The organism is Serratia sp. TSA_198.1 (genome assembly GCF_052686505.1).
Genome location: NZ_JBQZFP010000001.1, coordinates 1,040,165 through 1,057,853 on the forward strand (window position 1 = coordinate 1,040,165; position 17,689 = coordinate 1,057,853).

Genomic DNA, 17,689 nt, shown 5'->3' on the forward strand with positions numbered 1-17,689 from the left:
TAGAATAAAGCGCCGGCGGCATCAGTGCCAGCGCTTAAGGGGGATTTTCAGTCTTCAGGGCGCCAGTCGGTCAATTTTCCAGTCATTCCCATCGCGCTGATACAAAAAGCGGTCATGCAGGCGGTGTTCGCCGCCCTGCCAGAACTCGACAGAATCGAAATTAACGCGGAATCCGCCCCAGAAACTCGGCAACGGCACTTCGCCCTGCTGGAATTTTTGCTTCAGTTCGAGGAATTTGCTCTCCAGTACGCCGCGTGCGGAAATACGCGATGACTGCTGCGATACCCAGGCGCCGATTTGGCTGTCTTTCGGCCGACTGGTGAAGTACTTCATGACTTCCAGCGTGGACAGACGTTCCGCCTTGCCAAGGAAAATCACCTGACGATCGAGCATATGCCACGGAAACAGCAGACTGATGTGCGGGTTTTGCGCCAACTGCTGCGCCTTGCGGCTGCCGAGGTTGGTATAAAAGACCAGCCCTTTGTCGTCAACATGCTTGAGCAGCACGATACGTTGATAGGGCTGCCCATTTTCATCCACCGTAGCCACACACATGGCGGTAGGATCGGCCAGACGCGCCTCGCAGGCCTGTTTCAGCCAGCGTTCGAACAATTCCAGCGGATTAGCGGTCAGATCGTTGCGGCGCAGGCCGCCACGGGTGTATTCACGGCGCAGGTCCGCAACATCAAACTCATTATTTTCAATCATCTGGTTTATCAACCAACCGAAAAAATCGTCGTTACATTCTGCGCCTGCAGCGCCAGAATCTCAATCGTTCTGACGCCGCCGCCGGCCGATCAGTTAGCCAGTACGCAGTCGCTCATAATCACCTTGTCATTACGTTCGACATAGGCGTTTTGGCCCTTCGACCAGAAACTGTACTTACCGTCGCTGTATTTCGCACCGGACATAACCAGCACCTGTTTCAGCTTCAGTTGCTCGCCATCCATCAGAAAGTTGGCCGTACTTTCCTTACCGTCCACCGACACCGTCAACGGCGTGGTGCCGCACTGGTAATGCAGAGTCTGGCTGCTTTGCGGCAACACGTAGCTGCAACCCGCCAATGCCAGTGCGCCCGCGGCAGTAATCATTTTTTTCATGCTGTTGCTCCTTAGGGAAATCTGTCGATTTCTATCCTAACAGAGCTAACGGGGCCCTAAAGGCAAAACCGGATAAATCCCACCCAGCAGGGTTTCACGGCTGGCGCCGGTGACCGACGGCAGGTTGCCGGCCTGCCCGGACAGGGTACGAAACGCCAGCCAGGCAAAGGCCAGCGCCTCCATATCGTCGCCACTGACGCCGAAATCATCGGTCGGACACACTTCGGTGCCCGGCAACAGCGCGGACATTCGCGCCATCAACAACGGGTTGCGCCCCCCGCCGCCGCACACCAGCAAACGCTCGCAGCCGCCCGCCAACTGTACCTGTTCGCAAATGGTGACCGCCGTCAGTTCCGCCAGGGTGGTTTGCACATCGACGGGGCTGATAGCCTGCAAGCCCGAGAGCTGACGCTCCAGCCAGGCGGCATTAAAATACTCGCGGCCGGTGCTTTTCGGCGCAGGCAGCGCGAAGTAAGGATCGGCCAACATCTGTTGCAACAACGGCAGGCAGACGCGCCCTTCCATCGCCCATGCGCCGTCTTTATCGTAAGGCTGCGAGCGATGACGCCATACCCAGGAGTCCATCAGCATATTGCCCGGCCCGGTATCGAACCCCCGCACCGGTACGCCTGGCAGCAGCAGCGACAGGTTGGCGATGCCGCCAATATTCAGCACCATGCGGCGTTCTGTTTGATGCGCCAACAGCGCCTGATGAAACGCCGGCACCAGCGGGGCACCCTGGCCGCCGTAGGCCATATCGCGGCGGCGAAAGTCGCCGACGGTGGTGATATTGGTCAACGCGGCGATGCGGTTGTTATCGCCCAGTTGCATCGAGAAACTCGCGTCGCCTCCAGGCTCATGCCAGACCGTCTGGCCATGGCAACCGATAGCCGTGATGTCATGCGCCGAGACGCCGGTTTTTTTCAGCAAGCCAAGCACCGCCTCGCCAAACAGCATCCCAAGCTGTGCATCCAGTCGGCCCACCGCAGAAAGCGTGGTCTGCTGGCCCTGGCACATGCCAAGAATGTCTTGCTTCAGTTGGATCGGCATCGGGTGGCTGTAACTGGCCTGCTGCGCGACCATTCGTCCGTCGATTGCGGCAAGCACCACATCGACACCATCCAGACTGGTGCCAGACATAACACCTATATAGCGGCCTGACTTCATAGCAACATCCTTTAACCCGCACGGGGAAACAAACTTTCAACCGATAAATAAACCAGAATTAGGCCATTAACGCCATGAATTATGATGCCTTTTTTCACCTCTGTGAGCGATGCGCCTGTTTTTACCTGTCGCCCACGCAGATAAAGACGGCTAAACCCCGGCTCAACCCGCAACGGAATTTGTGCCAGCCCTGTTATAAAGCTAAACCACCGTTTATTATTGGTTGAACAGAGTAAAGTTAAGCTTCGTGCAGTGACGGGGCATGGTGATGTACGTGTGTTTACGCCATACTTTGTCTATTATTTTCACTGAATCTGGCCTGGCCAAAATTTCCCAGGTTATGGACTACTACAACAGGAGTTTTATATGATCAAGCGTCTTCTCGTCGTTGCCGTCGCCGCAGTTACGCTGGCAGGATGCGCCAATGAATCTATGTCCGGCGACGTCTATTCGTCCTCGCAGGCTAAACAGGTTCAGACCGTGACTTACGGTACGCTGGTTTCTGTCCGTCCAGTCAAGATCCAGGGGAGCGACAGTTCGAATACCATTGGCGCTATCGGCGGTGCGGTCCTTGGCGGCCTGCTGGGTAACACCGTAGGTGGCGGCACCGGCCGTACCCTGGCAACCGCTGCGGGTGCAGTGGCAGGCGGCGTAGCCGGCAACAGCGTCGGTGAGCTGGCAGGACGCACTTCGGGTTATGAGTTGGAAATCAAAACCGATCAGAAAGAGAACATCGTGGTGGTTCAGAAGGCTGGCGCAACCAAGTTCAGCGTAGGCCAACGTGTACGTATGGCGCGTACCGGCGACACCATTACCGTCTCCCCGCTGTAAACGTAAGCGGAAGCTAAAAGGTAAAACCGGAGGCCAAGGCCTCCGGTTTCATTTCCGATGCTGTGAAATCTAGTCAAATAAAGAAAACATTATTATTGTTTATTTTGTAATTCAGTGATGTTTTGTTCCAGTTTGCCAATCAAACCTACCAACTGTTGTACTTCATCGGTGGTAATGCCGCTCAAAATTTCACCGCGCGTAGAGCTGATGACGCTGTCGACTTCCCTGATGATGGGATCGGCCGCTTCAGTCAACTTGATACGCTTGGCACGCCGATCGTTAGCGCAAGTGTGACGGGTAATAAGCCCTTTCTCTTCCAGTTGGTCCAGTGTTCGAACCAACGAAGGCTGTTCAATGCCGATCGCCTTGGCCAGTTGGATCTGCGACTGCTCCGGCGGTAGGCGATTGATATTGTGCAGGGTAACCCAGTGTGTTTGCGTGAGCGCCAGCGGCTTGAGCCGATGATCGATAAGCGCGCGCCAAACACGAACTAATCGTGCTAAATCTGAACCTAATGATGACTCCACTTCCCCCTCCTTATAATTAGCATGCTAATATAACCTTCCAAAGCTTAGACCATTCTGAGTAACTCACATTAAAAACACAAATGTATATAATGTATGTTGAAGAAATAGCCACCGTTTTGGTCAATTATTGTTTATCCTTTACGCAAATATTTAACATATTCACTCTTAGGGATTGTTAATGTGAATGGTTCATGGCTTCACGTCGCCTCCCCTCTGCCCGATTTGGTGCTCGGAGCCTCGCTCTATTTTCCACCCCTATTTAAAGCTTTTTTGCTCGGGTCAGTTTTATGGCTACTGGCACACCACCTGTTGCGGGACTGGATTTATTCCGGCGAAATTTGGCATCCCCTGTTGATGGATTTGTCTATTTTCGTCATCGCCGTCAGTGGTTCCTTATGCATTTTAGCGAGTTGGTAACTCATGACGCATAAAACGTTAAAATATTTTTCTACGGTAATCGTTTGTGCCATTGCCCTGTGCGCCGGTTGGTGGTCGTGGAATTATTATATGCAATCCCCGTGGACCCGTGATGGAAAAGTGCGCGCCGAGCTCGTCAATATCACACCAGAAGTTTCTGGGAGATTAGAGAAAATAACCGTACATGACAATCAGTTCATACCTGCGGGAAGTCTGATTTTTACTCTCGACCCGGTGCCATACCAGATTGCGCTGGATAATGCTGAGGCCGCGCTGGCAAAAGCGCAGTCCGATCTGGCCAGAGCCGATCATGAGGCAGCACGCCGCCGCGGCCTGCCGAAAAACGTTATTTCTGCTGAAGATATGGACGAATCAAATTTAGCCGCACAAGCAATGAAAGCCGCGTATAAAGCCGCTGACGCTAATCTGAAACAGGCTAAATGGAATTTAAGTAAAACTAAAATGTACGCGCCTGCGGATGGCTATATCACTAATTTGCAAGCCCGGGTTGGAAACTATGCCAGCGCCGGTACCCCTCTGGTGGCGCTGGTCGACGCGCACTCATTTTATGTGCTCGGATATTTTGAAGAAACCAAACTGAAGCATATAAACGAAGGCAACAAAGCGGACATCGTTTTATATAATGGCAACATTCCTCTGCAGGGCCAAGTGGAAAGCATCGGTCGTGCCATTAACGATCAAAGCGTCGACAACAGCAGTGATTTATTAATGGATGTGAAGCCCAACGTTCCCTGGGTACGGCTGGCGCAGCGCGTACCGGTGCGGATAAAACTGCTGAACGTGCCCGCCGATCTGCCTTTAGTGGCCGGCACTACTTGCACCATCGCCATTCATCAGTAAGGCTAACCAGTGAACCTGCCTTTTTTGGAATGGGGCCGTACCCCCTGGGGTAAGGCCAACGGTGGCCAGTGGCGGTATGCGCTGCGCAACTCGCTGGCCATGTGTCTGTCATTGTGGGTGGCGTTCGTCCTCAATCTCGACGAACCTTATTGGGCGTTGACCTCCGCGGCGGTGGTCAGTTTCCCCACCGTCGGCGGCGTCATCAGCAAAAGCATCGGGCGCATTATCGGCAGCCTGCTCGGTGCCGCCGCTTCAGTGGCCATTGCCGGCCATTGCCTGAACGACCCTTGGCTGTTTACCTTGTTTATCGCCACCTGGATCGGTCTGTGCACGTACATTTCCAACCATTACCAGAACAACGTCTCCTATGCCTTCGCGCTGGCGGGCTATACCGCCGCCATCATCGCCTTCGGCACGGTCAACGTCACCGATACCCAACAAATCTTTGATATCGCTCAGGCGCGCGTCTGCGAGGTCATCACCGGTATTCTGTGCGGCGGCGTGATGATGATGATTCTGCCAAGCACCTCCGACGGCGAGGCTCTGCTGACCTCGTTACGGCGCATGCATTTGCGGCTGCTGGAACATGCCGCGATGCTGTGGCAGCCGGAAATCACCGCTCAAATGCGCACATCGCATGAGGGCGTCATAGGTCAGATCCTGACCATGAATCTGCTGCGTATTCAGGCGTTCTGGAGCCACTACCGGCTGCGGCGGCAGAATAACGTGCTTAACTATATGCTGCACCAGCAGTTGCGCCTTACCAGCGTGATTTCCAGCCTGCGCCGCATGCTGCTGAATTGGCCGGACCATCCGGCCAATCTGGCGGCCGTCCTGGATCAGTTGCTGACAGAATTACGCGCTCCCGCCACCAACAAATACCGGCTGGCACGTATCCTGCAGCAGATAGCGCCCCAGGATCCGACAGATTACCGCCACCGAGCCTTCTGGCTGCGGCTGCGCCATTTCTGTTGGCTGTATCTGCGCTGCAGTCGCTGGTTGCAAAGATTGGAAGGTGCCACGCCGGTCAGCGATATCCAGCCCCCTCGCGTGACCTCTCTGGCGCGCCATACCGACAGTTACGAAGCCGCCTATAACGGCCTTCGCACCTTTTTGTGCATTATCATCGGTTGCGCTTATTGGATTAATACCCAGTGGGATGCAGGCAGCTCGGCTCTGACGTTAACCGCCATCAGTTGCGTGCTCTATTCTTCTACTCCTTCGCCGATCAACAGCATCACCACCTTGTTGAAAGCGGTCTTGTTGCTTTCGGTTGCCTGTTTTGTAGTGAAATTCGGGCTGATGATCCAAATCGATGATTTTTGGGTGTTCTGCGCTTTTCTGTTCCCCATTCTGGTCACCCTGCAGATGATCAAACTGCAAAACCCGCCCTACGCCGCGCTATGGGGGCAACTGATCGTATTCATGGGGTCTTTTCTCACCGTCACCAACCCACCCAGTTACGATTATCAGTCGTTCCTCAATGACAACATCGGCAAGATTGTTGGGGTATTATTTGCCGGTTTGGCCTTCCAGATCCTGCGGCCCAGCTCTGACAAGCGCAAAAGCCGGCGCATTATCCGCGCCCTGCGGCGCGACTTTAGCGATCAACTGAGCAAAAAACCGCAGCAGAGCGAGAGTCAGTTCGAATCGCTGATTTATCACCGCGTCAGTCAGTTGAATCAAAGTCAGGATCAGGAGGCGCGCAGCTGGTTATTGCGCTGGGGCGTGGTGCTGCTCAACTGCAGCCATATCGTTTGGCAACTGCGTGACTGGCAAACCCGCTCCGATCCGCTCTCGGCGGTGCGCGACGTCTGCATTCACTGTCTACGGCACATTATGACCGAGAAAGGCGTACAGCACCGCTCGTTGGATGCCACGTTGCAGGAGCTGCTGCGCATGAGCAATGCGCTGGCGCACCACCCGGAACAGGCGGCGCGCGATCTTGCCGGGTTGATTTGGCGGCTTTACTGTTCGCTGCAACAGTTGCAGCAGGCGATCAACCCGCCTGACGAGGTTGCGGCCACACCGGCCGCCCGTTAAACCCGATTACCCTTTAATCACACCGCAGGCGAAACGTTCCCCTCCGCCACCCAAGGGTTTCGGATGATCGGAGTGGTTGTCGCCGCCGGCATGAACCATGAGCGCTTTGCCGGTGATTTCGCTGATTTTTTTCAGCCGTGGCGCCAGCACCGGATCCGTGGCCATGCCGTCTGCCGTAACGTAAATGGCAGGCAGATCGCCCAAATGGCCGTCTGCGTAAGGGCCAAGATGCTTGCCGGTCTTCTGCGGATCAAAATGCCCGCCCGCCGCTAGCGCCGCTACCGCCTTACCCTCTTTCATACCCGGCTCGCAACTGCCGTTCTCGTGCACATGAAAGCCGTGCACACCGGCCGGCAACGCTTTTAACTGAGGGGTAAACAGCAGGCCGTATGGCGTTTCACTGATCGTGACTTTGCCAATCTCCTGGCCAATTCCCTGTCCGGTCACCAGATTCATGTCAACATCCACCGTTGCCGCCTGGGCGGCGCCACAGGCCATCAGGCCGAAGGCCGCATACCAATAATGTTTCATTAATCGCTCTCCATGGAATATCTGTGAACCTTGAGTATAGGGTAACTGGTGATGTCACCGCTCAGAATGGGGATAAATCTGGCGATAAGATTCGCATTATTAATAATTCGCACTAATAATCATTTTACCGTTTGTGGTCATCCGACCAGTAGTCTCTCGGCTCATTTTGTGCATTTGCACTCGTGCACTCGCTGCCAATGCCATTCGATCATTAACGTGGCAATGCGGCAAACTCAAAAGGAACTGACATGGGCATATTGACTTACCAAGATCTCGATGATGCGAAATCAAAAACGTTATTTTCTGATGCGTTGGCGATTTCTACTTACTCATATCACAACATTGATAATGGTTTTGACGAAGGCTACCACCACTACGGCTTCGGTTTAGGTTTGCCGTTTACGCTGGTTACCGCGCTGATTGGCAGCACGCAATCACAGGGCGGGCTGCCCGGCATTCCCTGGAATCCCGATTCGGAAAAAGCGGCGTTAGACGCGGTTAATAACGCCGGCTGGTCCCTGATTAGCGCTGAACAATTAGGCTACCAAGGCAAAACGGATGCCCGCGGCACCTATTACGGCGAGAGTCTGGGTTACACCACCGCACAGGCTGAGGTACTGGGAAAATATGACAGCACAGGCAACCTCATCTCGATTGGCATCGCCTTTCGCGGTACCAGCGGGCCACGCGAGTCATTAATTACCGACAGTATCGGCGATCTGATCAACGACCTGCTGGCAGGCTTCGGACCCGAAGGCTATGCCGACAATTACAGCCTGAAAGCTTTCGGCACTTTACTGGGCGATGTGGCTAAATTCGCCCAAGCGCATGGCCTGACCGGCGATGATGTCACCGTCAGCGGCCACAGCCTGGGCGGGTTGGCGGTGAACAGCATGGCAGCGCTCAGCGACGATAACTGGGAGGGGTTCTACTCGCAATCCAACTACGTGGCGTTCGCTTCGCCAACGCAATATGAAACAGGCGGCAAAGTCATTAACATTGGTTACGAAAACGATCCGGTATTTCGCGCGCTGGATGGCACCACGCTAACGCCGGCATCCTTAGGCGTCCATGATGCGCCGCAGGAGTCCGCCACCAATAATATCGTTAATTTTAACGATCATTACGCCTCTGCCGCCTGGAATATCCTGCCCTTCTCCATTCTGAATATCCCGACCTGGTTATCCCATTTACCGTTCTTTTATCAAGACGGGTTAATGCGGGTGCTGAATTCAGAATTTTACTCTCTGACCAATAAAGACTCGACGGTGATTGTGTCGAACCTCTCCGAGGTGACGCGCGGCAATACCTGGGTGGAGGATTTGAACCGCAACGCCGAGAAACACAGCGGCCCGACCTTTATTATTGGCAGCGAGGGCAATGACTTGATCAAAGGTGGCGCAGGTAACGATTACCTCGAGGGCCGCGCCGGTAACGACACTTTCCGCGACGGCGGTGGCTTTAATATCATTGTCGGCGGTGAGGGAAATAACACGCTGGACCTGCAACAGGCATTGAAGAAAAACGAGGTGGCTTACGACGGCAATACGCTTTATCTGCGTGATGCCAAAGGCGGAATTACCCAGGCAAGCGATATCAACACCTTGCGCAGTAAAGAAACCACGCTGTTGATCTTTACCAAAGACGTAGACCATCAGGTGACCGATGCCGGGCTGAAATCAGGCTCCAGCCTGAACGCCTACGCCGCGTCATCCAGTGGCAGTGACGGTGCCGATATCCTGCACGCCAGAGCCAGCGACAGCTGGTTGTTTGGCAAAGGTGGCGATGACCAGCTGTTTGGCCACAGCAGCGGTAACCTGACCTTTGTCGGCGGTAACGGCAACGATACCCTGCAGAGCGCCGGCAGCAACAATACCTTCTTGTTCAGCGGCGATTTTGGCAACGATAAGGTGTACCACTTTGGCTCCAGCGACAAACTGGTTTTCCTCGGGACCCAGGGCGCCAGCGGCAATTTCCGCGACTATGTTTCGCAACAGGAGGACGGGCTGGCATTGGCCTTTGGCGAAAACAAAGTGACGCTGATCGGCGTGAACCTCGAACATCTCAACGATAGCCAGGTGGTGCTGGCGTAAAATACAAAAGCCGGGCACCTATGGGCCCGGCTTTTTCTGAGGGCTAACTCGTCTGACGCTTAAGGCACATCGTAACCCAGTGCCGCCTTGCGGATGCGGAACCACTGTTGGCGGTTCATCGATAGATCTTGCGCCTTCAGTGCCGAACGCACGCGCTCAATCTTGCCGGAACCGATGATCGGCAGCGGTGCCGACGGCAGGCGCATGACCCAGGCATACACCACCTGCTCGATAGTGTCGGCGCCAATCTCCTGCGCCACCGCCTGCAATTCATCACGCAGCGGTTGGAACTCCGCATCGCTAAACAAGCGACCGCCCCCCAGACAAGACCAGGCCATCGGCTTGATACGCAATTGCTGACACTGATCCAAGGTGCCATCCAAAATAGCCGGCTGGTGGATCGGCGAAATTTCAACCTGATTGGTGACCAGCGAGAACGGCAGACGCGACTGCAGCAGCGTAAACTGTGCCGGCGTGAAGTTGGAAACGCCAAAATGACGCACCTTGCCGCTTTTGTGCAGAGCGACAAAGGCCTCCGCCACCTCATCGGCCTCCATCAGCGGATCCGGACGATGAATCAGCAGCAGATCAAGGTAGTCGGTATGCAGCAGCTCCAGCGAACGTTCGGCGCTGTGCACAATATGATCGCGGTCCGTGTTGTAATGGCCGATCGGGTTGCCAGGCTTGGCCGTTGTGGCGATCCCGCATTTAGACACCAGTTCCATCGCCTGACGCAGCGAGGGTTTAAGGCGTATTGCCTCACCGAACGCCTGCTCGCAGGCATAGCCGCCATAAATGTCCGCGTGGTCAGCGGTGGTCACACCCAGCTCGATATGCTGTTCGATAAACGCCAGCAGTTGCTGTGGCGTCATGCCCCACTCCATCAAACGCCAGTATCCGCAAATCATGCGGGAAAATTCAGGCCCCTGCGGCGCGAGTTGAATACGGTTTACCATCGTTAAAACCTCATGACATTGTTTAATGCCAGCATACACAAGCGGATAAGAGCGTGGGAAGCGGAAAGCTGCGTTAACGTGCGGCAGATCAGGAAAGGTTCAGAACAGCGACGGCTGTTCCGGTTGCGGCTCATCAGGCAGTTTATTGGCCCGTTGCAAGCGCAGGAAGCGTTGGTGACACAGGCGCAGCACATCGCGTTTTTGCGCGTCGCTCATTTGCATCCAGCCAAAGCGCTCCTCGCGACTGCGTAGGCAGCCACGGCAGAAACCGCGCTCATCGGCCTGGCAAATGCCGCGGCACGGGCTGGGGATGTCGAAAAACTCAAGCTGCTGCGGCACACGTCCTCCTGCATTCTCTTGCTAATTGAAGACGCCATTAGCGCCGCTGGCAAGTGACTTTTCGGTATGGCGGCGAAAATAGTCGCGTAAATAGCGCAACGCCTGCCGATTTTTTTCCGGCATCGCCCTTTCCAGCGTCAGCGCATGCAGCCGTAGCGGCACAGGCCGCCATTCGGGCAACAGGTGGATAAGTTCACCGCGCTGCAATTCATCCTCAATTTCATACAGCGGCTGCACCGAGATCCCCAGGCCACTGCGGGTAAAGCCGCGCATGACGGTCATGCTGTCGCTGACGATCTGCCCCTCCGCCAGCCGTAATTTGAGCTGCTGCCCACTTTGATGGTGCAAATCCAGATGTGCGCCGCTGTGAATGCCGGAGATCCAACGGTGCGCCACCAAATCCTGCGGTGTCTCCGGCACCCCGTGCTGGCTGAGATAACGCGGCGCGGCGCAAAGCACCATCGGCCACTCGGCCAGCGGGTGGGCGATCATACTGGCATCTGCCAACTGACGGTTGACCCGCAGCGCGATATCGATCCGCTGCTCGATCATGTCGACGATCCGGTCGTCCGCCAGTACGCGCAGCGTCAGTTTGGGGTGCGCCTGCAACAGCGGCGCCAACGCCTCCGCCAGTGGGCGCCCGCCAATACCGACTGTGGTGGCGATACGCAGTTCACCCACCAGGGTGTCGCGCAATTCTGCCAGCCGTTGTTCCGCCTGCTGCGCCTGGGACAACATCGCCTCGCAGCCAGGATAGAACGCCGCCCCCGCTTCGGTGAGCGCCAATCGCCGCGTGGAGCGGTGCAACAACGGCACGCCGAGCGCTTTTTCCAGCGAACGCATGTGCTGGCTGACCGCCGACGGTGTCATGCCCAACCGCCGTGCGGCCCCGGCCAGCGACCCTTCCGCCACCACGATGGCGAATACCGCCATTCGATTCAGTTTATCCACGATTATGAAGTTTTACTTAATCAAGAAAGTATGAATATGGCACTAATCAGGTTTATTGTTAAGTACTAGAGTATATGCAACTGCTCAGGTCAATCCGACCTGACCCTGATACCGACCCCATTTCTGACAGGAGCAAACAGATGAAAGTAGCCATTATTGGAGCAACCGGTTTTGTTGGCCGCCGCGTGGTGGACGAAGCGCTGGCGCGCGGATTGCAAGTAACGGCGATTGCACGGCAGCAAAAAGATCTGCCGGATGACGCCAACCTGACCGTCGCGCTGGGCGACATCGCCGACACCGAATGGCTGACGAAACAGCTGGCCGGGCAAGACGCGGTGGTCAGCGCCTACAACCCGGGTTGGGCGGAAGAGAATCTGTACGAAAAAACCACTGTCGGCGCACAACAGATCCTGACCGCAGTGGAAAAATCCGGCGTTAAACGCCTGCTGGTGGTCGGCGGTGCCGGTAGCCTGGAAGTGGCCCCGGGCGTTGAACTGGTGGACACCCCGCAATTCCCGGAAAATATCCGTCCGGGCGCACAGGCGGTGCGCGATTTACGCAACAAGCTGCGTAACGGCTCTTCGCTGGACTGGACCTATCTTTCCCCTGCTGCGCTGCTGGAACCGGGCAAGCGGACTGGTCAGTTCCGCCTCGGCACCACCCAGTTGCTGATGAATGGCCAGGCTCCGGCCAGCATCTCAGTGGAAGACTTGTCGGTTGCCATTCTCGATGAAATCGAAAAACCGCAGTTTATTAAAGCGCAGTTTACCGCTGCTTATTAATCACCCCGCCAGGCCGCGATCCTCGCGGTCTGGCGACTGTAAACTAAACCAAAAGTAAACAAACCCGCCACCATTCTGAATCTCTAAGGTTTTCTTAAGTTTCATCCTGTAAATTTCAGCGCATTACTCACTATCAGGATTCAGATTTGGCAATGTGGTTACGTCAACGCTTACAGTGCAACAGCCTGGGGTTTATCCTCGCCAGCGCCTTGTTTTTCACTCTGTTCCAGAACGCGTTATTCCTGCATAAGGCCTGGTCGTATATCAATTTCGATAGCGTCCACAACCTGATCTTCGCCGCCACCATGCCGGTAGTGATTTTCTGCGCGCTGAACATTATCTTCAGCCTGCTGACCGTGCCTTTCCTGCGCAAACCGCTGATGATTTTCTTCCTCCTTGGCAGCGCTGCCGCGAACTACTTTATGTTCAGCTACGGCGTGGTGATCGACGGCAACATGATGCAAAACGCCTTCGAAACCAACCCGCAAGAGGCGACCGCTCTGTTGACGCCACGCATGGGGTTGTGGCTGGTGCTGCTTGGCATCTTGCCTGCCGTGTTGGTCTGTTTTACCGAAATCCGCATCACCCGCCCGTGGTGGTATATGGCTGGGCTGCGCGCCGCCAACGTGATGCTTTCCGTGGTGGTGATCCTGATTATCGCCGCACTGTTTTATAAGGATTACGCCTCGCTGATCCGCAACAATAAAAGCGTGGTGAAAATGCTGACGCCGTCGAACTTCGTTTCCGGCACCATCAAATTTACCCAGCAGCGCTATTTCACTCGTAATCTGCCGCTGGTGAAAATCGGCGAAGACGCACGTAAAGGGCCGCTGATCGCCGGGCAACAAAAGAAATCCCTGGTGATCCTGGTTGTGGGTGAAACCGCCCGCGCCGAGAATTTTTCGCTCGGCGGCTACGGGCGTGAAACCAATCCGCGCCTGAAGCAAGATAATGTGGTGTACTTCAAAAACGCCAGCTCCTGCGGTACCGAAACGGCAATCTCTGTCCCCTGCATGTTCTCCAATATGCCGCGCAAGGACTACGACGCCACCCTGGCGACTCACCAGGAAGGCATGCTCGACGTGCTGGCGCATGCCGGCGTCAACGTACTTTGGCGTGAAAACGACGGTGGGTGCAAAGGTGCCTGCGATCGCGTACCGCACGTCGACATGACCAAGCTAAAACTACCGCAGGATTGCGATGGCGACGTCTGTATGGATAACGTGCTGCTGTATAAACTGAACGACTACATCAACGGTCTGAAAGACGATAGCGTGATAGTGTTGCATCAGATGGGCAGCCACGGGCCGGCCTATTTCCGCCGCAGCACGCCGGAGTTCCAGAAGTTTTCGCCAACCTGCGACAGCAATCAGATCCAGGATTGCACCCATGAGCAGTTGGTAAATACTTATGACAACTCATTGCTCTATACCGACGCCATGCTGGACGACACCATCAAGCTGCTGCAACAGCACAGTGACAAGTTCAATACCGCGCTGGTTTACCTCTCCGATCACGGCGAATCCCTGGGTGAAAATGGCATGTACCTGCACGGTACGCCTTATGTGTTTGCCCCCAGCCAGCAGACCCACGTTCCTTTCCTGATGTGGATGTCCGCCGACTATGAGCGCAACGTCAAGATTGATCGCCAGTGCCTGAACAATATGGCCGAAAAGGATGAGATCTCGCAAGATAATCTGTTCCATACCCTGCTCGGTATGCTGAACGTGCAAACCCGTGAATATCAGTCGCAGTTGGATATTTTGCAACGCTGCCGCAGCGGGGCATAACGGCTTAACTTCTGCCCCCTGATCGGGCAAAATACCCTGCTTCGTAACCGGCGTTTTTGCGCCGGTTTTTTTATTGTTATTGACCTAGACCAATCGGTCTATTATGCTAATCCTCATTATGACGAAACATGCGCACTGCCCCGTAGATACACGTGAACATCTGCTCGCTACCGGCGAGTCCCTTAGCCTACGCCTGGGTTTTACCGGCATGGGGCTGAGCGAACTGCTGGCCACGGCGGGTGTGCCGAAAGGTTCGTTCTATCACTATTTCCGCTCGAAGGAAGCCTTCGGCGAAGGCATGCTGCAGCGTTATTTCGAACACTACGATACTGAAATGCAACGGCTGTTTAGCGACGATAAAAGCGACGCTCGCCACCAGTTGCTGAGCTATTACGCCCAGGCGATCAGCTTCCATTGCCGCAGCGAATGCCATAACGCCTGTTTGGCGGTGAAACTCTCTGCCGAAGTGAGCGACCTGTCGGAACCCATGCGCCACGCGTTGGAGATCGGCACCGCACGGGTTATTGGCCACCTGCAGGATGCCATCGAGCGCGGTATCCGCGAAGGATCGCTGTCGATAGCCATGAGCCCGGCGGCCACCGCAGAAACGCTGTACTCACTGTGGCTTGGCGCCTCGCTGCGCGCCAAAATCCGCCGTTCGGTCGCCCCGCTGACCAGCGCGCTGGAAAGTATTGAATTGCTGTTGCGCCCGCCGCAGCCGTAAACGCAACACCCGAGCTTTACCGAAAAATTACTCTGTTGGGCAGTTAGTTAGCCATTACTAGTCGACCGGTCTATTAATATAGGATGCACTATGAAGATTGAAAAATTGTTCTCCCCGCTGAAGGTTGGCTCTGCAACTTTGCCAAACCGCGTGTTTATGGCCCCGCTGACGCGTCTTCGAAGCATTGAGCCTGGCGATATTCCTACTCCGTTGATGGCCGAATATTATGCCCAGCGCGCCAGCGCCGGTCTGATCGTGACCGAAGCCACCCAGATTTCTTTCCAGGCGAAAGGCTATGCCGGCGCTCCGGGGCTGCATACCCCAGAGCAGATCGCCGCGTGGAAAAAGATCACCCAGGCCGTACACGATAAAAACGGCCATATCGCCGTTCAGTTGTGGCATGTGGGCCGTATCTCCCACAACAGCCTGCAACCGGGCCAACAGGCACCGGTAGCCCCTTCCGCGATCAATGCCGACACCCGCACCACCGTGCGTGACGAAACCGGTGCCTGGGTGCGGGTTCCAACCTCGACCCCGCGTGCGCTGGAAACCGAAGAGATCCCAGGCATCATTAACGATTTCCGCCAGGCAAGCGCCAATGCGCGTGAGGCCGGTTTCGACTTTATCGAACTGCACGCGGCCCACGGTTATCTGCTGCACCAGTTCATGTCCCCTGCCTCCAACCAGCGCACCGATCAGTACGGCGGCAGCATCGAAAACCGCACACGTCTGACGTTGGAAGTGGTCGACGCGACCATCGCTGAATGGGGTTCAGAGCATATCGGCATCCGCATTTCGCCGTTGGGCCCGTTCAATGGTCTGGATAACGGTGAAGATCAGGAAGAAGCGGCGCTGTATCTGGTCGAAGAGTTGAATAAGCGCAACATCGCTTTCCTGCACATTTCCGAACCGGACTGGGCAGGCGGCAAACCGTATTCCAACGCCTTCCGCGATTCAGTGCGTGCCCGCTTTAAAGGGGTAATTGTCGGCGCAGGCGCCTACACCGCCGAGAAAGCCGAAGAGCTGATCAACAAAGGCTTTATCGATGCGGTGGCCTTTGGCCGCAGCTACATCGCCAACTCGGATCTGGTCGAGCGCTTCAAACAGAACGCACCGCTGAACGAGCCGCAGGCGGAAACCTTCTACGGCGGCGGCGCCGAGGGTTACACCGATTATCCGACGCTGTAAGTAAGATAAAAAGCCTGCCGGTGAACGAATGCCGGCGGGCTTTTTGCTGTTTTATCGGTAAAGCCGTTGGGACGGGTAAAGACGGCTCTTGTCGTACAACGCGAATGCAATTAATGAGTCGCCAACGTCGCCCAACGCGCGATCTCGTTGGCATCGACAGTATTCATTATTTCCCGAAACCAAACGGTAAATTTATCTGGGCTCCGTTTTATCTCATCAGTTAATTGCTGAATATCCATCCACAGCCAGCTATGGGCTTCGGCAGGATCCCCCTGAGGCTCGCCATCAAATAATCCCACGTAGATATGATCGAACTCGTGCTCAATTAAGTCGCCCGGCACCTCTGACCGATAAATGAAGCTGGAGACCTGCTGCAACTCGCTGCTGAACCCCATCTCCTCCTGTAACCGACGCTGCGCCGCTGCTGCCGTCGCCTCTCCCCAGCGCGGGTGGCCACAGCAACTGTTGGTCCATAACCCAGCCGAATGATATTTACTGAAAGCTCGCTGTTGCAGTAGTAAACGGCCCTTGCTATCGAAGATAAAAATTGAAAACGCTCGGTGCAACAACCCCTGCTGATGTATCCGCGTTTTTGTTTGCGAGCCGATGGAATTATCATCGGCATCAACCAGAATCAGCATTTCATCCATTGATGGCCTCCTTCGGCAAGAGCGATGACTTCGTACCGGTAAAACCCTAACCAGACCCAAATTTATCAATTGACGCGATCCAACCCTGGCCCGCTATCAGACCTCGCCCCCCTTGAGGTGGCTAATAGTACTTATTTCCCTGATTCGAACGACAGCATACTGTGCGGTTATCATCAGAATAGCCGATGCATAGGTGACATTGTCACCTTTATTCTCATGCTTTAGCCATGTCGATAAATTGAAATCCCTTATACGGCAACGCTATACTGAGTTTCGCTAAGATCCATTCGCCGTTGACGACGGCACATCCAATCAGAGGAATTATGCGCTTACTCCATACCATGATCCGCGTCGGTGACCTGCAACGCTCCATCGACTTCTATACCAAGGTATTAGGCATGCGCCTGCTGCGCACCAGCGAGAACCCAGAATACAAATACTCGTTGGCATTTGTCGGTTATACCGATGAAAGCGAAGGCGCGGTGATTGAGCTGACCTACAACTGGGGCACCGACAGCTACGAGATGGGCACCGCATTCGGCCATCTGGCGTTGGGCGTCGACGATGTGGCCGCCACCTGCGACAGCATTCGCCACGCCGGCGGCAAAGTGAGCCGTGAAGCCGGGCCGGTCAAGGGCGGCACCACGATTATCGCCTTTGTTGAAGATCCGGACGGTTATAAGATCGAACTGATCGAGAACAAACACGCCGGTCAGGGCCTCGGCCACTGAGACCGATG

General features: G+C 55.3%; 19 protein-coding genes. 10 read left to right on the plus strand and 9 right to left on the minus strand.

The genetic code is table 11. The features are described from left to right. Window positions 1-54 precede the first annotated feature (54 nt). The 3 genes from pdxH to anmK all read right to left on the minus strand — a co-directional run bounded on the left by pdxH (window position 55) and on the right by anmK (window position 2,267). A complete protein-coding gene (gene pdxH / locus ACUTSW_RS04830; RefSeq protein WP_062870663.1) occupies window positions 55-708 on the minus strand; it encodes a pyridoxamine 5'-phosphate oxidase in 654 nt (217 codons plus the stop codon). An 89-nt stretch (window positions 709-797) separates the two neighbouring features. Continuing rightward, window positions 798-1,100, minus strand: coding sequence for an MliC family protein (locus tag ACUTSW_RS04835; RefSeq protein ID WP_062870662.1), 303 nt, complete (start codon window positions 1,098-1,100; stop codon window positions 798-800). A 45-nt stretch (window positions 1,101-1,145) separates the two neighbouring features. Further along, window positions 1,146-2,267 (minus strand): anhydro-N-acetylmuramic acid kinase, encoded by a 1,122-nt coding sequence (gene anmK, locus ACUTSW_RS04840; RefSeq protein ID WP_445583834.1) that lies wholly within the window; start codon window positions 2,265-2,267, stop codon window positions 1,146-1,148. 366 nt (window positions 2,268-2,633) lie between these two features. On the opposite strand from anmK, the gene ACUTSW_RS04845 reads away from it, so the two are divergent. Continuing rightward, window positions 2,634-3,098, plus strand: coding sequence for an outer membrane lipoprotein (locus ACUTSW_RS04845; protein WP_004943793.1), 465 nt, complete (start codon window positions 2,634-2,636; stop codon window positions 3,096-3,098). A 92-nt stretch (window positions 3,099-3,190) separates the two neighbouring features. On the opposite strand, the gene slyA is transcribed toward ACUTSW_RS04845, so the two are convergent. After that, window positions 3,191-3,625, minus strand: coding sequence for a transcriptional regulator SlyA (gene slyA / locus ACUTSW_RS04850; protein WP_004943789.1), 435 nt, complete (start codon window positions 3,623-3,625; stop codon window positions 3,191-3,193). A 180-nt stretch (window positions 3,626-3,805) separates the two neighbouring features. Between slyA and ACUTSW_RS04855 the strand changes: the two genes are divergently transcribed. From ACUTSW_RS04855 to ACUTSW_RS04865, 3 genes are read left to right on the plus strand one after another with little or no spacing between them, the layout of a single operon-like run. Continuing rightward, the gene (locus ACUTSW_RS04855) at window positions 3,806-4,042 is read left to right on the plus strand and encodes a DUF1656 domain-containing protein (RefSeq protein WP_004943785.1); all 237 of its coding nucleotides are present in this window, start codon (window positions 3,806-3,808) and stop codon (window positions 4,040-4,042) included. A gap of 3 nt (window positions 4,043-4,045) precedes the next feature. Then, on the plus strand, window positions 4,046-4,903 hold the full coding sequence (locus ACUTSW_RS04860) for an efflux RND transporter periplasmic adaptor subunit (protein WP_006324949.1): 858 nt from the start codon (window positions 4,046-4,048) through the stop codon (window positions 4,901-4,903). Between the two features lie 9 nt (window positions 4,904-4,912). Further along, on the plus strand, window positions 4,913-6,946 hold the full coding sequence (locus ACUTSW_RS04865; protein WP_445583835.1) for an FUSC family protein: 2,034 nt from the start codon (window positions 4,913-4,915) through the stop codon (window positions 6,944-6,946). A gap of 6 nt (window positions 6,947-6,952) precedes the next feature. On the opposite strand, the gene sodC is transcribed toward ACUTSW_RS04865, so the two are convergent. Next, window positions 6,953-7,477, minus strand: a complete 525-nt coding sequence (sodC, locus tag ACUTSW_RS04870) for a superoxide dismutase family protein (RefSeq protein ID WP_062870659.1) — start codon at window positions 7,475-7,477, stop codon at window positions 6,953-6,955. A 248-nt stretch (window positions 7,478-7,725) separates the two neighbouring features. Here sodC and ACUTSW_RS04875 point away from each other — a divergent pair, with 248 nt between their 5' ends. After that, the gene (locus tag ACUTSW_RS04875; RefSeq protein WP_445583836.1) at window positions 7,726-9,570 is read left to right on the plus strand and encodes a polyurethane esterase; all 1,845 of its coding nucleotides are present in this window, start codon (window positions 7,726-7,728) and stop codon (window positions 9,568-9,570) included. A gap of 59 nt (window positions 9,571-9,629) precedes the next feature. Here the strand turns inward: ACUTSW_RS04875 and ACUTSW_RS04880 are convergent, their stop codons facing one another. From ACUTSW_RS04880 to ACUTSW_RS04890, 3 genes are all read right to left on the minus strand, one after another. After that, window positions 9,630-10,526, minus strand: a complete 897-nt coding sequence (locus ACUTSW_RS04880; RefSeq protein WP_445583837.1) for an aldo/keto reductase — start codon at window positions 10,524-10,526, stop codon at window positions 9,630-9,632. 99 nt (window positions 10,527-10,625) lie between these two features. Further along, window positions 10,626-10,865, minus strand: a complete 240-nt coding sequence (locus tag ACUTSW_RS04885; protein ID WP_004943770.1) for a DUF1289 domain-containing protein — start codon at window positions 10,863-10,865, stop codon at window positions 10,626-10,628. Window positions 10,866-10,886: 21 nt separating this feature from the next. After that, window positions 10,887-11,816, minus strand: a complete 930-nt coding sequence (locus ACUTSW_RS04890) for a LysR substrate-binding domain-containing protein (RefSeq protein ID WP_197913136.1) — start codon at window positions 11,814-11,816, stop codon at window positions 10,887-10,889. A gap of 140 nt (window positions 11,817-11,956) precedes the next feature. On the opposite strand from ACUTSW_RS04890, the gene ACUTSW_RS04895 reads away from it, so the two are divergent. The 4 genes from ACUTSW_RS04895 to ACUTSW_RS04910 all read left to right on the plus strand — a co-directional run bounded on the left by ACUTSW_RS04895 (window position 11,957) and on the right by ACUTSW_RS04910 (window position 16,300). Then, window positions 11,957-12,598, plus strand: coding sequence for an NAD(P)-dependent oxidoreductase (locus tag ACUTSW_RS04895; protein WP_004943764.1), 642 nt, complete (start codon window positions 11,957-11,959; stop codon window positions 12,596-12,598). A 152-nt stretch (window positions 12,599-12,750) separates the two neighbouring features. After that, on the plus strand, window positions 12,751-14,388 hold the full coding sequence (gene eptA / locus ACUTSW_RS04900; RefSeq protein WP_445583838.1) for a phosphoethanolamine transferase EptA: 1,638 nt from the start codon (window positions 12,751-12,753) through the stop codon (window positions 14,386-14,388). Between the two features lie 103 nt (window positions 14,389-14,491). After that, on the plus strand, window positions 14,492-15,112 hold the full coding sequence (locus tag ACUTSW_RS04905; RefSeq protein ID WP_062870654.1) for a TetR/AcrR family transcriptional regulator: 621 nt from the start codon (window positions 14,492-14,494) through the stop codon (window positions 15,110-15,112). A gap of 90 nt (window positions 15,113-15,202) precedes the next feature. Then, window positions 15,203-16,300: an alkene reductase gene (locus ACUTSW_RS04910; RefSeq protein WP_445583839.1), complete on the plus strand. Its 1,098-nt coding sequence runs from the start codon at window positions 15,203-15,205 to the stop codon at window positions 16,298-16,300. 110 nt (window positions 16,301-16,410) lie between these two features. On the opposite strand, the gene idi is transcribed toward ACUTSW_RS04910, so the two are convergent. Next, on the minus strand, window positions 16,411-16,950 hold the full coding sequence (gene idi, locus ACUTSW_RS04915; RefSeq protein WP_445583840.1) for an isopentenyl-diphosphate Delta-isomerase: 540 nt from the start codon (window positions 16,948-16,950) through the stop codon (window positions 16,411-16,413). 323 nt (window positions 16,951-17,273) lie between these two features. Here idi and gloA point away from each other — a divergent pair, with 323 nt between their 5' ends. Then, window positions 17,274-17,681, plus strand: a complete 408-nt coding sequence (gene gloA, locus ACUTSW_RS04920; RefSeq protein WP_445583841.1) for a lactoylglutathione lyase — start codon at window positions 17,274-17,276, stop codon at window positions 17,679-17,681. Window positions 17,682-17,689 lie beyond the last annotated feature (8 nt).

Coding starts and splice junctions, on each gene's coding strand:
- ACUTSW_RS04880 (WP_445583837.1), bottom strand. CDS start 10,526: ATGGTAAACCGTATTCAACTCGCGCCGCAGGGGCCTGAATTTTCCCGC.
- pdxH (WP_062870663.1), bottom strand. CDS start 708: ATGATTGAAAATAATGAGTTTGATGTTGCGGACCTGCGCCGTGAATAC.
- ACUTSW_RS04895 (WP_004943764.1), top strand. CDS start 11,957: ATGAAAGTAGCCATTATTGGAGCAACCGGTTTTGTTGGCCGCCGCGTG.
- gloA (WP_445583841.1), top strand. CDS start 17,274: ATGCGCTTACTCCATACCATGATCCGCGTCGGTGACCTGCAACGCTCC.
- ACUTSW_RS04905 (WP_062870654.1), top strand. CDS start 14,492: ATGCTAATCCTCATTATGACGAAACATGCGCACTGCCCCGTAGATACA.
- sodC (WP_062870659.1), bottom strand. CDS start 7,477: ATGAAACATTATTGGTATGCGGCCTTCGGCCTGATGGCCTGTGGCGCC.
- ACUTSW_RS04860 (WP_006324949.1), top strand. CDS start 4,046: ATGACGCATAAAACGTTAAAATATTTTTCTACGGTAATCGTTTGTGCC.
- ACUTSW_RS04910 (WP_445583839.1), top strand. CDS start 15,203: ATGAAGATTGAAAAATTGTTCTCCCCGCTGAAGGTTGGCTCTGCAACT.
- idi (WP_445583840.1), bottom strand. CDS start 16,950: ATGGATGAAATGCTGATTCTGGTTGATGCCGATGATAATTCCATCGGC.
- ACUTSW_RS04875 (WP_445583836.1), top strand. CDS start 7,726: ATGGGCATATTGACTTACCAAGATCTCGATGATGCGAAATCAAAAACG.
- ACUTSW_RS04835 (WP_062870662.1), bottom strand. CDS start 1,100: ATGAAAAAAATGATTACTGCCGCGGGCGCACTGGCATTGGCGGGTTGC.
- eptA (WP_445583838.1), top strand. CDS start 12,751: ATGTGGTTACGTCAACGCTTACAGTGCAACAGCCTGGGGTTTATCCTC.
- ACUTSW_RS04845 (WP_004943793.1), top strand. CDS start 2,634: ATGATCAAGCGTCTTCTCGTCGTTGCCGTCGCCGCAGTTACGCTGGCA.
- anmK (WP_445583834.1), bottom strand. CDS start 2,267: ATGAAGTCAGGCCGCTATATAGGTGTTATGTCTGGCACCAGTCTGGAT.